We start from the raw sequence: 15412 nt of genomic DNA on the forward strand, positions 1-15412 counted from the left end.
CCCGCCATGCAACCAGGCCCCCGTCAACTCGTCACGCCGTTTCGCCCGATCCCGCTCGACGTGCCGGCGGGCATGGCGCAGAACGAGTTCTTCAACAGCGCCGAGAACCTGAACGATCTGGTCACCAACAACGGCCTGCTCGGCAACCCGGAGAACCTGCTCCTGTACCGCAAGGCGCTCGGGCATTCCGGCAGCTTTGATTGCTCCATCATCTACAACACCGCGCGCGAGATCCTAAACCCCCTCGGCCGCCCGGTGCGGCGCACCCAGGTGCCGGAGCGCGTGCGGCGGATCTGGAACCGCATGAACGCCGTCATCATCGGCTACATGCTGGAGCACTGGCCGGACCCGGCCACGGCGCTGGTGCTGGCCGGCGAGGCGAGCCTGGACGCCACCTGGCCGCTCACGGCCCCCGGCGTGCCGAGCATCCGCATGCTGCACAACCACTTCATGGTGTTTCCGATGGCGGACCTGCGCGCCGCGGAGCCGGCGGACCCGAGCAACCCGAACCTCACCGACGGCGGCCAAAACAGCCTGTTCCAGGCGCACATGCGCGACGTCTACCGGGCCTTCTTCGCGACAGCGCTGGAGCTTGCGCTGCTGCGCCCCGTGCACGGCGTCGACTCGGCGCTCGCCCTCACGGGCTATCCGCAGGGCCTGCCCTGCTGGGAGATCGCGGGCGGCGCGGCGACCATTCACGACGTGCGCTTCTGGCGCGAGTACGACCTGCTGCTGATGGGCTTTCTGGACTTCTACCGGAGCTTCTTCAGCCAGGTGTCTAGCCGCAACGCGGACCGGCTGCCGGACCTGTACTTTCCGGCCGCCGTGGAGCGCGTGCTGCTCGCCGACGACGCCTTCATGGCCGCGGCCAAGATGGTGCGGGAGCGCTGCATCAAAGAGCCCGCCTATGCCAACGCCATCCGCTGGGAGCCGGCCTTCAAGCAGCTCATCTATCGCGGCGATGACGGCCGGCTGTTCGTGACCATCAGCCAGAACTCCATCGGCAACGCCATCACGGAGCTGCTCGGCGTCGTCGTCAAGCGGGTGCCGAACGCGGACGCCTACGCCGCGCTGGAGCCCGCGCTGATGGGCCACCTGCACGCCGTGCGCGAGCGGCTGGTGGCGGCCGACCTGGGCGAGGCGCTGCCGGGCGCCTGATGCTCGCGCGCAGCGGCGGTCAGGCCGCCTGCGTCGCCCCCATCCGCGCCGATGGCCGGTGCTCGCTCGCGCCCGTTGCGTGAACATCGGGGTGCGGCTCGGCGCACCGCAAGCGAGCCCACCTCGCCGCCGATGCGCCAAGATTGCGCAGGCTTTTCGTTCGAGTCGGGTACTTTTGAAAAAATGCTGGCCTCGGCGTGCGCAAAGACCTTCGCGCCGCGCCACGTGCGCGTTATCTTTGCCTGCAACCCAAGCACGCCCGACGGATCGCTGCTTGCCATCGGTCGGCGGGCGACGCCCGCTGCCGCCGTCGATGCAGCCGCGGTCCCCCTTATCGACCCCCTTTCGACCCCCTTTTGCCGGAACACGCCCCATGTCCCCATTCCGAGATCTGAGCCAAAGCTCCCCGAAAGCGGCCCTGTTCGAGCTCGCGCCGCTGCCCATGGACAAGCAGGGCATCGCGACCGACTTCCGCCGCTACTACGCGCACACGCTCGGCCGCGACCGCAACTGCAAGTCCGCCTACTACCCGTACAAGGCGCTGGCCATCACGCTGCGCGACCGGCTCATGGAGCGCTGGAAGCGCACCCGCGCGGCGCATGAAGAGGCCAACTGCCGGCGCACCTACTACCTGTCGCTCGAGTTTCTGATGGGGCGCACGCTGTCCAACGCGCTGCTCAACCTCGGCATCGACGACGAGACCAAGAAGGCCCTCTACGAGCTGGGCCTGCTGTACGAGGAGCTCGAATCCGCCGAGATGGACGCGGGCCTTGGCAACGGCGGCCTGGGGCGGCTCGCCGCCTGTTTCCTGGATAGCTGCGCCACGCTGCAACTGCCGGTGAAGGGCTACGGGCTGCGCTACGAGTACGGCATGTTCCGCCAGATCATCGAGAACGGCCGCCAGGTGGAGGAGCCGGACCACTGGCTGCGCGACGGCAACCCCTGGGAGCTGGAGCGCCCGGAATACACCCAGCGCATCCCCTTCGGCGGCCACACCGAGCAGTACAAGGACGAGACCGGCCGCCTGCACCGCCGCTGGGTGGACACGCACGACGTGCTCGCCGTGCCCTACGACATCCCGATCCCCGGCTACAAGAACGACACGATCAACACGCTGCGCCTGTGGGCCGCGGCGGCGACCGATGAGTTCGACCTAGGCGAGTTCAACGCCGGCAGCTATCCGGAGTCCGTCGCGGCCAAGAACAATGCCGAGCACATCACCATGGTGCTCTACCCCAACGATGCGAGCGAGAACGGCAAGGAGTTGCGGCTGCGCCAGCAGTTCTTCCTCGCCTGCGCCAGCATCAAGGATGTGCTGCGCGAGTGGATCCGCCTGCACGGCAAGGACTTCAGCGCGTTCGCGGACAAGAACTGCTTCCAGCTCAACGACACGCACCCGGCCGTGTCAGTGCCGGAGCTGATGCGCCAGCTCATCGACGAGCAGCAGCTCGACTGGGACACGGCCTGGGACATCACCACCCGCACCATGGCCTACACCAATCACACGCTGCTGCCGGAGGCGCTGGAGCGCTGGCCGGTGCGCCTGTTCGCGCAACTGCTGCCGCGGGTGCTGGAGATCATCTACGAGATCAACGCGCGTTTCCTGTCGCAGGTCGCCGCGCGCTGGCCCGGCGACATGGAGCGGCAGCGACGCATGTCGCTGATCGAGGAGAGCGGCGACCCGCAGGTGCGCATGGCGTATCTCGCCATCGTCGGCAGCTTCTCCGTCAACGGCGTCGCGGCGCTGCACTCGGAGCTGCTGAAGCAGGGCCTGTTCCGCGACTGGTACGAGCTCTGGCCCGCCAAGTTCAACAACAAGACCAACGGGGTCACGCCCCGTCGGTGGCTGGCGATGTGCAACCCGGGCCTGCGGACACTGCTCGACGAGATCATCGGCAAGGAGTGGGTGCATGACCTGCGGCGTCTGGAGGCGTTGGCGCCGAAGGCCGAGGACCGCGCCTTCCGCGAGCGTTGGGACGGCATCAAGCGCGCGAACAAGGAGCGCCTGGCGCAGCTCGTCGCCGGCACCTGCCGCGTCGAATTCCCGCTGGAGTTCATGTTCGACGTGCAGGTGAAGCGCATCCACGAGTACAAGCGCCAGCTCCTGAACGTGCTGCACGTGATTCACCTCTACAACCGCATCAAGCGCGGTGACCACGACATCGGCGCACCGCGCTGCGTGCTCATCGGCGGCAAGGCCGCGCCGGGCTATGAGATTGCCAAGCTCATCATCAAGCTCGTCAACAACGTCGCCGCCGTCGTGAATGCGGACCCGCAGGTGAGCGAGTGGCTGCGCGTGGCGTTCATCCCGGACTACCGCGTATCGGTCATGGAGGTGCTGGCGCCGGGCACGGACCTGTCGGAGCAGATCTCCACCGCCGGCAAGGAGGCGTCCGGCACCGGCAACATGAAGTTCATGATGAACGGCGCCGTCACCATCGGCACGCTCGATGGCGCCAACATCGAGATCCGCGAGCAGGTGGGCGACGACAATTTCTTCCTGTTCGGCCACACGGCAGACGAGGTCGAGCGCATCCGCGGCCACTACGACCCGAACAGCATCATCGCCAACGACCCGGCGCTCTCGGAGGTCATGGGGCTGCTGGAGTCCGGGCACTTCAACCAGTTCGAGCCCGGCATCTTCGACCGCATCGTGCAGGGCATCCGCAGCCCCCACGATCCCTGGCTCACGGCGGCGGACTTCGACAGCTACCGCCGCGCCCAGCTCCTCGCCGCCGAGACCTATCGGGATCGCGAGCGCTGGCTGCGCATGAGCATCCTGAACAGCGCCCACAGCGGCTTCTTCTCGTCGGACCGCACCATTGGCGAGTACAACAACGATATTTGGCGGATGGAGCCCGTGCCTCCGGGTAGGGGCTAGGAGCTAGCGGCTAGGGGCTAGGGGCTGGGATCTAGTAGGGCTTCCCAGCACCTAGCACCTAGCACCTAGCACCTAGATCGCTTGACGGCACCAACTGCTTGCAGATGAGTCAAGCATGGCGACAAGGCGCTGGAAGGCAAAAGGGCCGAGGGCCAAGGGCCAAGGAAGATCTCCTCGGCCCTTGGCCCTCGGCCCTTTGGTTCACTTGCGAGAACGAGCGGGTGGCGCAATACGACGTTCCGTACCCAGGTCGATCTGAGGCTCTGCCTCGCTAGCACCTCTCTTCCATGAATAACGCACAGCCCAATGGCGACGAGCTGTCGCCGACCCACATCATCGCCGAGCAGTTTGCCCGCGCGAAGCGCCACTTCGACCACCTGGAACCGGGGCTGGTGGACTTCCTGCGGCTGCCGCAGCGCACCATCACCGTCAACGTGCCGGTGGAGATGGACGACGGCCGCGTCGCCAACTTCGTCGGCTACCGCGTCCTGCACAGCGACCTGCTCGGCCCCGGCAAGGGCGGCATCCGTTATCACCCCGAGGTATCGCTCGCGGAGGTCACGGCGCTCGCGGCGCTGATGACCTGGAAGTGCTCGCTGGTGCGCATTCCGTTCGGCGGTGCAAAGGGCGGCGTCACCTGCGACGTGAAGCATCTGAGCCGGCGCGAGCTCCGGCGCATTACCCGGCGCTTCATCGCCAGCCTCGGCGAGAACATCGGCCCCTACACCGACATCCCGGCGCCGGACATGTACACCAACGCCCAGACCATGGCCTGGGTGTACGACACCTACGACAACATGCACCCCGGCGAGAACAACCTGCCCGTGGTCACCGGCAAGCCGCTGGAGCTCGGCGGCTCCGAAGGCCGCGACGAGGCCACCGGCCGTGGCGCCGTGTTCGCGCTCGAACGCGCGCTTGCGCTCGGCATCATGCCGGGGCGCGAGGACATCGGCGGCGCGCGGGTCGCAATCCAGGGCTTCGGCGAGGTCGGCCGCGTCGCCGCCCGGCTGCTGGCCGAGCGCGGCGCACACATCATCGCCGTCAGCGACTCCCGCGGCGGCGTGCTCGCCGAGAACGGCGACAGCCTAGATCTCGACGCCGTCGCCGCGCACAAGGCCGCGAACGGCACCGTCGTCGGCCTGCCCGGCAGCCGCAGCATCACCAACGACGACCTGCTCGCGCTGCCCTGCGACGTGCTGATCCCCGCCGCCCTCGGCGGGCAGATCCATTCCGGCAACGCCGAGGGCGTGCAGGCACGGCTCATCGTCGAGGGCGCCAACCGCCCCATCACGCCCGAGGCCGACGACATCCTCACCGCCCGCGGCATCCGCGTGCTGCCGGACATCCTCGCCAACGCCGGCGGCGTCACGGTCAGCTACTACGAATGGGTGCAGAACATCGAGCACCACAGTTGGCCGCTGGAGGAGATCAACGGGCGGCTGCGCTCGCGCATCAACGCCGCCACCGACCGCGTCGTCACCCGCTGGCGCGCCTTCCCCACCGACCACCCCGACGGCAGCCCCGCCATGTGCACGGATCTGCGCACCGCCGCCCTCGTCGAGGCCCTGGAGCGCCTCGCCCTCGTCGTCGAGCAGCGCGGCATCTGGCCCTAGCCCTGGGTACGCCGGCTTCAGCCGGCCCGCGCAGCCCCCGGGTACGCCGGCTTTAGCCGGCCGGAGACTAGCTCGCCGGAGTCGGCCGGAGTCGGCCGGAGTCGGCCGGAGAGTCGACCTCCAGGTCGACTCCCCTCCAACCCCGCCGCGCCCGCCTTGCCCAACCCCGCCCCGTGCGCTACGTTCGACCGGTCGAGACGCGGAACCGGGGCGCCTCCTCCAGCACCAGTCCGCGCAACGAAGTCACCCATTCAACGCAGACCCAACTCATGACGGCAGTTGAAGAGCTGGCCGAAAAGGCCAGGCAACTCGATCCCATGCGGCTGCAGCTCCTCACGGAGCTCGCCGACTTCCTGTTGACAAAGCAGGCGTCCGACGACGCAGAGGGGCATGCGCCGGCTCAAGCGAGCGGCTCGCCCTTCCCGAAAACTCAGCTCGAACCGCCCGACGCGCCGTCCGTTTACCGCGGGCCACCGCTGAGCCTGGAGCGCATGCGCGACGCTGTGGATTGGGAGGCCGGCCAGCGACGGTGATCGCCATCGACACGAATGTCGTGCTGCGCTACGCGCTGAAGGACGATGCCGAGCAGGCCCGTTCAGCGACAGCCTTCTTGCGCGACAACGATTGAATGCTGCTGCCGACAGTGGTTCTGGAGGTGGTCTGGGGGATGTCGTCGAAGCGAGGGTACGGGCTCGATGCGGTCACGGTCGCCGAGCGCGTGCGCAGCATCGCGGGACTTCCCAGGGTGCGGGTCGAGCAGGCGGAGGCGCTCGCCCTGGCTCTCGACTGGTACGAAGCCGGTATGGATTTCGCCGATGCGCTGCATTTGGCGCTGGCGGGAAAGGACTGCGGTCTCGCGACGCTGGACAAAGGCATCCGAACGCGGGCTGAGCAACTCCGTCTTCAGTACCCCGTGGTTCTCGTGCCGACGGCGCCTGCGACCAAGCCGTGAAGATCGTGTTTGTCTCGTGCCGAGGCTCTGCCTCGGTACGCCTCTTCGCGGCTCTGCCGCCCCGAGCCCTGCGCCGCCGGCAGAGCCGCAGGACTCTGCGCCGCGGCAAAGCCTCGCGACCCGCAAGGCCCGCCCGGGCAATCCGGCCTGACCGCAAGCCGCAAGAATCCGCGATCACGCCGAACTCGCCTTTGCCCGGCCAACCTCCGGCGCCGGTCGCTGGCGTGCCTGCCCGACCTCGTAGGCCATTTGTTGGGTGAGCCACAGCTCCGCGCGTCCACCCTGCTCGGCGCCAAGCCAGGCTTCAAGACGCAACGCCATCTCCGGCGAGATCGCGGCGCGGCCGTTGAGAATGCGGGAGAGCGCGGCACGGGTGATGCCGAGCTGCCGCGCTGCCTCGGTGACCGTGAGCCCGAGCGCCGGCAGCACGTCTTCACGCAGGGTTTCTCCGGGATGGGGGGATTGTGCATATCGCGTTCAGTGAGGTCTAGATTGCTTGACGGCGCCGAGTGTTTGCTTTGCTGATGAGTCAACCTTCCACGGGGCGTCGGAGCGAGGCGCGTCGGGATCGAAATCGAATAGGGCGGCAACCGATCCCGATCCCGATCCCGATCCCGATTTCGATAGCGATTTCGATAGCCATGAGCCCGACTCGTCGGTCTGAGGCTCTGCCTCGCTAGTGGTAGTCCTGATAAGCTGCGGGACAGCAACATCCTGCTCCAGAGCGCCGCCGCCCTCTCCGACCTGGCCTTACGCGATGGCCTTGGCTAGGCTCGCCCGTAAGCGGACATCGGGGCTGCCCTGCGCTCTGTTGAGCAACCAAACGGCGCGACAAGGCGCGGGATCTGGCTTTTCCCATCCTTTCGAACCTGTTACGTGTGAGACCTGACCCTGCAATTTACGTACCCAGTGGTTCTCGTGCGGACGGCGCTTGCGACCAAGCCGTGACGATTAGGTTTGCACTTTTCGCTCGCGCATCAGGCGCTGCATCCCCGGACACGCAATCAACGGCGTAGGACGCACAAGGCGCAGCGTGCCCATCGATGGCGCTGCCGCCCGGGGCTGCGCGCATCAGGGCAACGGCTCGGCCGATGGCAGAGCCGTCAAGACCCAGTGCCGCGACAGGGCCTTGATCATAACTCCGGCCACAGCAGCGGTCGCCTGCGCAGGCAGGCCATCCTGGCCTGACGCAATCAGGGGCCGGAAGCCCTGGCTACGCACGCAACCCGCGGCGCTGCTGGTCGGGATAACGCTCAAGGCCGCCAACCGGCTAATCACGCCCGCGGCGTACGATGTGCTCGCGGCCAAGGCCATCAGGGGCTGCCGCACATCCTCGCCAACGCCGGCGGCGTCACCGTCCGCGCCTCCGAATGGGTGCAGCGCGTCGGAACGGTTGGCGCCCTGAAGCGGCGGTCGTTGCGTGGAATCGGCGATAGACTCCGGGCAACCGAGATGCTTCCCATCGGGCGATTGCTGACTCCGGTTGCGTGGACGTATACTCGCCAGACTTTCCGGAGCTATCGCGGGCACTTCCGCCATGACGACTTCCACAGGCTTCGCCGCGCCTCCGGCCGAGCTCGCGGACTTCTTTGCCCGCTGGCGCATTGTGGGCCGTCCGCCGTTTGCCCAGCCCCCGTGCGTAGCGCCCGGGGAGCTTCGAGCATTCGTGGCGGCCTGGGCAGCGCGTACCGATGCAGGTGTCGCCGACGAGCCTGCAAACGCAAACAAGCCGCTTGCGGAGCGTCTGCGCGGGTTTTTGGCCGCCTGCAGTCCGCTGCAACTGCGCCTCGCGGCGAGCATTTCGGCGCCGGCGCCCGAATCGACGCTCGACTGGACCGAGCGTCTGCCCGACTTCGCGCGTTTTATTGACGTTTTGAGACCCGCCCTAGACGCCCAAGCGCGCCTGCACCGCGCGGGGGGTCGCATGAACGTTTGGGCTGCGAGCGATTTAGGCAGGGACGAAATGCGCAACAGCAAGGTGCTCGCGTGGCTCCTGGATCGATGGGGCTCGCATGGCCAGGGGGCGGAACTGCTCGGCGCCCTGCTTGATCGAGTGGACATGGGGTGCGAGGGCTTTCCCGGTTCCAAGACGACCGATCAGCCCTATTGGACCCGTGTCGAGTCGTGCCCGTTGGGCGAGCAGGACAGTCGGATCGATATCGAGATCGACGGTCCGGGCCTGCTCCTGTTCGTCGAGGTCAAGATCGACGCACCCGAAACCGCGGGGCAGCTCGATCGCTACTTCGCGCTCGCCGAAGCCAAGGCCCGCGGTCGTCCCTGGGGGGTGATCTACCTGACCCGCCACGGACGGCTTCCCGCCGGCTGTGCCCCCGGGGCAGCGCGCGGGAGGCTGGCTTCTCTGTCGTGGCGCGGCTTGGCAGATGTTGTTTGTCGGTACGCGGAAACGCTGCCCGACTGCTTTGCACGCACAGTGCTCCGCCAGTACGCGGAGCGTATCCGTACTCTTTGAGGAAGATGAGAGGCTCCAACATGGTCGATAACGAAGCTGCGGCGCTGGTCATCGAGAACATCGCGATGCTCGAGGACGCGATGGCCCTTGCAAACGGGGAACTGGGCGAGGAGGTCTTCGCGGAAATCGATAGAGTGATTTGCCATTGGGCGGACGCGAGGGGATGGAAGGGCAAATTCTCATTCTGGGATGATGAAACGTCGCTTTGGGCAACGGAATGGGTACGGATCGGCGAAGGGGAGGAGCAATGGATTGCCTGGTTTGAATTGGATGCCGAAGACCCGGATGAGGACACCTGGTTGACACGGTTGTTGGGAGCCCGCCGAGGCAGGATCGGCTTTGCGTTTCACGCGGACCTTGGAGCGGGAAAGCCGGCCTGGAAGAGGTTTGCGCGCGAGTTTCATCAAGCCCATCCCGAGATCGAAAAGAGCGGGTTCGAGTACAACGACAAGGACGGCAGTTGGTTTCTGCCTTTTAAGGTCCAAGCCAAAGCCCTCGCGGAGGCTTATGCCAACGATGCCTTAGACGATGCAATGGAGCCGTTGCGCGACGCCTTGGAGCGCGTTGGCTCCGTGTATCCGACATTTGCGGAGCTGGTGGAAGCGGGTAAACGGAAGTTTGTATCCGAGTCGGCAGCTTCACCCTTGTGATGCGTCCCTGTTTCCCCTTCACACTGGAGCCAGGCAGCAAGAATGGTGGTGCGTCCCGTATTTCGCTCGCGTATTTCGCTCGTCCCCTAGTTCGCTCAATCGGTATCGAGGAGTCGCGCCGCGAACATCGTGCAACCGACCCGGTCGCGGACACAAACCGCGCCACCCCATTTGTTACGGAGCTTCATCATGACCAATAGCGGATTGCCGGATCTTCCCATCGACTCATTCGATGATGAAACGCTCGAAATTCGTGCGTATGCCGAAGCCCTGGCACAGTTCATCATGGAATGCGACACGCCGATGACCATCGCCATTCAGGGGGACTGGGGGTCGGGCAAGACCAGCATGATGAATCTGGTCAAGGCGGCAATGCTGGCTCAGTACCCAGGTAAGGCTTGCCCGGTCTGGTTCAATACCTGGCAATACTCCCAGTTCAATGCGCAGGACCAGCTCGGCCTATCGCTGTTGACGCATTTCATTACTGAAGTGGCGGGCGAATCCAGAGACAATCGCGAGCAGATGCTGAACGTATTGGCAGGGGTCGGACGATTCGCGGCGATTGCCGGCTCGATGTGGCTTACTGGCAGCGCCGATGGTGCCCGTGGCCTGCAGGAAGGGGTTGCTCAGCCGTTGGGGCCTGTGGAAGCGATCAGCAAACTCAAGCGTCAGCTTGATGAGCTAACCGAGAAGCGGCGGCGGGCGATGGGGGTGGAGCGCGTGGTGGTCTTCATTGACGACCTAGATCGCCTAGTGCCCGAGCGGGCCGTGGAATTGCTTGAGGTATTCAAGCTGTTTCTCGATGTGAAAGGCTGTGTCTTCGTGCTGGCCTGTGACTATCAAGTCATCGCCCAAGGCCTGCAGAAGAAGTTCGGCATCGGCGAGCGGGAGTTGAAGGGCAAGAGTTTCTTCGACAAGATCATTCAGTTGCCCTTCTCCATGCCGGTCAGCCAGTATGACACCGGGCGCTATACCCGCGACCTGCTGACCCGGATCGGCATTACTGCGCAGGAGACGGACCTTGAGACGTACAAAGGGCTGATCACCAAATCGGTGGGGCTCAATCCCCGCAGCATGAAGCGACTTTTCAATGCTTTTCAACTGATCTCGCTGGTGGCGGCGAAGAAGGAAGTTCTCAAGGATACCGACGCGGCGACGCGCGACGAACGGCAGCGCATCCTGCTGGCCTGCCTATGCCTGCAAACGGCGTTCGAACCGGTTTATCGTCACCTTATCGACAAGGGCAGCGAGCTGACGGCGAACTGCCTAACGGACCTGAAGGCGCTGGATCCAGAAGGTACTGACGCCGACTTGTGCCGGCTGAGCGAGGATCTGGGCGGGGGCAAGGGCCAAATGATGCAGCGTCTGCCCGCCTTCATCGAGAGCTTTATCGCCGCCGTGCAGTTGGCATCGGATAGCAAGGAAGAGCTGTCCGATAAGGAGATGCACAATCTGGCCGAAATCCTGAGCTTTTCCTCGATAACCGCAACCACTTCGACGGTTCTCGTTCCCGAGGGTGGTGGGCGCGACAGTTTGCTGCTCAAGCGAACGCTGGATCAGCTCGCAACATGTCTCAACGACGAGCATGCAGAACAGCTAGACGAGCTCAGTGCCAGGTTCAAAGTCGCCAAGGCAATTTCCCGCACCGGCCTGCCCTATGGCGCTCTGGAACTGGAGGGGGCCGGGTGGCTTTGCGACCGCAAGCGCGTCCAGGTCTCTTGCGGTTTCGATGCGCGAGGGGAATGGGCTGGCGTCCACATGACCGCTTCAAACTTCAAGTGGTTGTGTGAATTCATGGAGTCGAAGATCGGCAAGATCGTGCCATACCAGGAACCTGATCGGTGCAGCACGGACGACGGGTGCTACTGGCTCGCATACGGCGAAATGGATGGGGCGAAGCCCCTGGAGGAGCAGCTCTCGGAATTTGAAGGAACCGTGCGCGACGCCCTTGCCAAGGTGATACCCACGCTGGCCGGCAAGTAGGCCGTGGGTGGAGTCTCGTTTCGAGGCTCTGCCTTGCGGCCAATCTTGCCGTCTGGCTCCCACGCTCCAGCGTGGGAGCACGGGCCGACGCTCCAGCGTCGCGGCATCGGCAGGTCAGGCTTCGGACACGCAACGCGCAACGCTGGAGCGTTGGCGAGACACTCCCACGCCGGAGCGTGGGAGCGAGGCGCGGCTACGGTGGCAGAGACGATGATCGATACGACCGTGACCTACACCATCATATTCGACGGCAGACCCTTTGTTTCGAGAACGTACCTGCCCGTGGCTGCAAAGAGACGGGACAAGAATTCTTCTCGCCGGAGACAGTGGAACGCATTCAGGCCCTGATCGAGGGCGGAAGACCTCCAGCGCGGGCCATCGATATTTCAGTATTCGAGTACGCTCAGGCTTTGCCCATAGCGAAGACTAGCGACAGCATCAAGTTGGTCCATGAAGGCGGCTATGCCGCCGAGATTCGCGTTGAGCTGATCGAGGATGAGACGGGTTGGTCGCCGTACCTGTCGCATGAAGATGCGCTGAAGCGCGCCGACCTGGAGGTCGGCGCTCCGGCCGGCGCCGGCGCGCGTAGCCGCTGCTCCGACTGGTGCCGAGGCTCTACCTCGGCACCGCGGAGTCGCGGCCCCTGTTTTACCTCGTCAGCTACTTGCGCTTGACCCCGCTACCGCGCAACGTCACGCCGCGACCGGCTCCAGCCACTAAACCTTCGCCAGGCTCGCAGCCGACGCGACATCGCCGGCCTGCAACGCCCGCCGAACCCGGGCGAGGACTCTGTGCGGAGACGGCTTGTCGTGACGCCCACCGACCCCGGTGTCAAAGCCGCTCGAACACCGCCGCGATGCCCTGACCGCCGCCGACGCACATGGTCACGAGCGCGTAGCGGCCATTGGTGCGGTGCAGCTCGTAGATCGCCTTCACGGCAAGGAAGGCGCCGGTGCAGCCGATGGGGTGGCCCAAGGCGATGGCGCCGCCGTTCGGGTTCGTCTTCTCCATGTCGAGCCCGAGTCCGCGCGCGACGGCGATGGCCTGCGCCGCGAAGGCCTCGTTGCTCTCGATGACGTCCATCGCGTCGAGCGTGAGGCCGGCCTTTTTCAGCACGAGCTGCGTGGCCGGGATCGGACCCTCGCCCATGATCTCGTTCGGCACGCCGGCGACGGCGTAGGACACCAGGCGGGCCAGCGGTTTGTATCCGTCCGCGGCAGCGACGGCGGCATCCCCGAGCACGCAGAAGGCGGCGCCGTCGTTGATGCCGGAGGCGTTGCCGGCGGTCACGGTACCGTCCTTCTTGAAGGCGGGCCGCATCTTTGCGAGGGTCTCGAGCGTGGTGCCCGGGCGCACGTGCTCGTCGGTGTCGAATACCACCTCCCCCTTCCTGGTCTTCTTCACGACCGGTTCGATCTGCGACTTGAAGCGCCCCTCGGCGATCGCCGCGGCCGCGCGCCGGTGCGATTCGACCGCCACCGCGTCCTGCTCTTCGCGGCTGATGCCCCATTTCTCGACCAGGTTCTCGGCCGTGATGCCCATGTGCCCGACACCAAAGGGGTCAGTCAAGGTCGCGACCATGGCGTCGAGCATGGTGGTGTCGCCCATGCGGGCGCCGCTGCGCATCGCGGTGGACAGGTAGGCGCCGCGGCTCATGACCTCGACGCCGCCGCCGACCCCGTAGTCGCAATCGCCGAGCAGGATGTTCTGCGCCGTCGTGACGATACCCTGCAGCCCGGAGGAGCAGAGCCGGTTGACGGCCATCGCCACGGAGGTCATCGGCAGCCCGGCCTGCGCCGCGGCCACGCGGGCCACGTACGCGAACCGGCTTTCGGTCGGGATGATGTTGCCGACGGTGATGTAGTTGATCGCCTGCGGATCGACGCCGGAGCGCTCGACCGCCGCCTTCATGATCATCCCGGCCAGGTCCGCCGGCTCGACATCGGCCAGGCCGCCGCCGAAGGTCCCGATAGCGGAACGTGCTGCGCCCAGCACGACAACGTCGCGTTTGCTCATGTGGATTTTCCCCTTTGGTTGGTAGGTGACCCGAGCCAACAGCCGGCACTCGGGCGATCGTGCGCTCTGCGCATCTTGCTATTGGTTGGCGGCTGCGCCGCCGGCGCGGTGCCGAGGCCCGCCGTGGGCACGGCTTGGCTCGACCCGCAGCGCAAGGGTACGACAATCTGCACGGGCTGCGGTGCCGGGCCGGCGTATAGCGCGACAAGCGGCCGCAGCGCACCACCCGCCTTGCCAGACTCCGCCCCGTGGACTGGTTCGATCTGTCGAGACGGGTCGAGCTTGCGCCTCGGCGCGCGGCTGTCGCCGCGCCGGCCGACTGAAGTCGGCGTACCCAGAGGCGGTGCCGGCCGGTCGGCGTACCCGGGGCAGAGCCGGCCTGGCTGAAAGCGGCGCGGCAGGGTCGCCCGCGGTCGACCGCCGGTGCATTGTCACCGCGCCCCGGTGAATAGCAGCCGGACGCTTCCCATTCGTTCCCCCATCCGCCCCCCCAACCGCGCCCGACACCGCCCACCAAGGCCGCTGCCGCCGCGTCCGCGGCCGGCGGCACAGCCTTTGCTCCCTACCCGAGGACGCCGAGTGCCCGGCCCGCCGGCGGTCGTGCGTGCGCCGCGGTCCGCTGCCCAGTGTGCGAGGCCCCGGCGCGACGCGAATGCGGTTGGGATGGCAATTGCCGCCCCGGCCCACTGCAACACCGACAACGAGGACGAAAAGCAATGGTTACGACAGTCGGCAACGAAGACAGCCTAGCCAAACGCCTCAGCAACCTGATCGAGCTGGACTACGACGCCATCGGCGCCTACGAGTCCGCCATTGATCGGATCGCCGACTCGCAGAGCAAAAGCCGCCTCGCCGAGTTCATGGCGGACCACCGGAAGCATACGGAGAACCTGGGCGAGCACCTGCGCGCCATGGGCGAGGAGGTGCCGACCAAAGGCGATGCCAAGGGCATTCTGACCAAGGGCAAGGTCGTCATGGCGGATCTGATGGGCGACAAGGCGATGCTGCAGGCGATGAAGTCCAACGAGGACGACACCAACACGGCCTACGAGCAGGCCATGGCCCACGCCGACATGGCGGCGGAGCTCAAGCAGACCATCCAGAGCAACCTGGAGGACGAGCGCCGCCACCGGCAGTGGATCGAGCAGCGCATCGAGGAGCTGTAAGCGCTCCCAGGCCCGAGGGGCCGAGCGTCGGGCGGGCGCCGACCAGCGCCGGCCCGGCATGCACTCATGGCGCGGCGCGGAGCCGACCTGGAGGTCGGCTCTCCGGCCCTGTTCCAGGCTGGCAAGTAGGCCGGATGCATCCTGCGCACCCGAGAGCATATGCCGCCGCTTCCCGCTGGCGCGCGACTTCTACATCTCCGCGTCCCGATCCGACCGGTTCGGGCTCCACGGCCAATGGCCCGTAATCTCGGCCTCCAGCCTAGCGCTCAGGAAGGTCCGCACCAGCACCACCAGCGCGAGTACGCCGACGGTCTGGAAGGTCAGCTCCACGGCCACCGTATGGATAATGTCTGCGGCCACCAGACACTCCAGGCCGAGCAGGATACCCCGCCCCAGCAGGTGACGCAGCTCCTTGAACACGCGATGCTCCGCGCTGTGCACGATGGCCCGCCACAACCCGACCAGCACGGTTATAGACCGCGAAAGCGACGATGATCGCGATGCCGATGGTCTCGGCCAGCAG

The 15412-nt window shown here is 66.1% G+C and carries 12 protein-coding genes; 9 read left to right on the forward strand and 3 right to left on the reverse strand.

Features of this window, described 5'->3' with window-relative positions; translation table 11 throughout:
- Positions 1-6 precede the first annotated feature (6 nt).
- From ML01_RS00055 to ML01_RS00075, 5 genes are all read left to right on the forward strand, one after another.
- The gene (locus tag ML01_RS00055) at positions 7-1158 is read left to right on the forward strand and encodes a hypothetical protein (protein ID WP_058553356.1); all 1152 of its coding nucleotides are present in this window, start codon (positions 7-9) and stop codon (positions 1156-1158) included.
- Between the two features lie 373 nt (positions 1159-1531).
- Positions 1532-4039 carry a glycogen/starch/alpha-glucan phosphorylase gene (locus ML01_RS00060; protein WP_058553357.1) on the forward strand — a complete coding sequence of 836 codons (2508 nt, stop codon included), beginning with the start codon at positions 1532-1534 and terminating at the stop codon, positions 4037-4039.
- A gap of 287 nt (positions 4040-4326) precedes the next feature.
- On the forward strand, positions 4327-5652 hold the full coding sequence (locus ML01_RS00065; protein WP_058553358.1) for a Glu/Leu/Phe/Val dehydrogenase: 1326 nt from the start codon (positions 4327-4329) through the stop codon (positions 5650-5652).
- A 269-nt stretch (positions 5653-5921) separates the two neighbouring features.
- Positions 5922-6185, forward strand: coding sequence for a hypothetical protein (locus tag ML01_RS30040; protein ID WP_216819076.1), 264 nt, complete (start codon positions 5922-5924; stop codon positions 6183-6185).
- Between the two features lie 95 nt (positions 6186-6280).
- Complete coding sequence (locus tag ML01_RS00075) at positions 6281-6604, forward strand: type II toxin-antitoxin system VapC family toxin (protein ID WP_058553359.1); 324 nt, start codon at positions 6281-6283, stop codon at positions 6602-6604.
- Between the two features lie 174 nt (positions 6605-6778).
- Here ML01_RS00075 and ML01_RS00080 read toward each other — a convergent pair whose 3' ends face one another.
- Positions 6779-7033, reverse strand: coding sequence for a HigA family addiction module antitoxin (locus ML01_RS00080; protein ID WP_371258166.1), 255 nt, complete (start codon positions 7031-7033; stop codon positions 6779-6781).
- A 1108-nt stretch (positions 7034-8141) separates the two neighbouring features.
- Between ML01_RS00080 and ML01_RS00090 the strand changes: the two genes are divergently transcribed.
- The 3 genes from ML01_RS00090 to ML01_RS00100 all read left to right on the forward strand — a co-directional run bounded on the left by ML01_RS00090 (position 8142) and on the right by ML01_RS00100 (position 11707).
- The gene (locus ML01_RS00090) at positions 8142-9074 is read left to right on the forward strand and encodes a PD-(D/E)XK nuclease family protein (RefSeq protein WP_058553362.1); all 933 of its coding nucleotides are present in this window, start codon (positions 8142-8144) and stop codon (positions 9072-9074) included.
- 20 nt (positions 9075-9094) lie between these two features.
- Positions 9095-9724 carry a hypothetical protein gene (locus ML01_RS00095; protein ID WP_058553363.1) on the forward strand — a complete coding sequence of 210 codons (630 nt, stop codon included), beginning with the start codon at positions 9095-9097 and terminating at the stop codon, positions 9722-9724.
- Between the two features lie 189 nt (positions 9725-9913).
- Positions 9914-11707: a P-loop NTPase fold protein gene (locus tag ML01_RS00100; protein ID WP_058553364.1), complete on the forward strand. Its 1794-nt coding sequence runs from the start codon at positions 9914-9916 to the stop codon at positions 11705-11707.
- Positions 11708-12538: 831 nt separating this feature from the next.
- On the opposite strand, the gene ML01_RS00105 is transcribed toward ML01_RS00100, so the two are convergent.
- A complete protein-coding gene (locus ML01_RS00105; protein ID WP_058553365.1) occupies positions 12539-13723 on the reverse strand; it encodes an acetyl-CoA C-acyltransferase family protein in 1185 nt (394 codons plus the stop codon).
- 716 nt (positions 13724-14439) lie between these two features.
- Here ML01_RS00105 and ML01_RS00110 point away from each other — a divergent pair.
- A complete protein-coding gene (locus ML01_RS00110) occupies positions 14440-14889 on the forward strand; it encodes a DUF2383 domain-containing protein (protein WP_058553366.1) in 450 nt (149 codons plus the stop codon).
- A 189-nt stretch (positions 14890-15078) separates the two neighbouring features.
- Here the strand turns inward: ML01_RS00110 and ML01_RS00115 are convergent, their stop codons facing one another.
- Positions 15079-15357 carry a DUF1622 domain-containing protein gene (locus ML01_RS00115; protein ID WP_254045090.1) on the reverse strand — a complete coding sequence of 93 codons (279 nt, stop codon included), beginning with the start codon at positions 15355-15357 and terminating at the stop codon, positions 15079-15081.
- Between the last annotated feature and the right edge of the window lie 55 nt (positions 15358-15412).

Source organism: Thiohalocapsa sp. ML1, from assembly GCF_001469165.1.
GTDB lineage: Bacteria > Pseudomonadota > Gammaproteobacteria > Chromatiales > Chromatiaceae > Thiohalocapsa.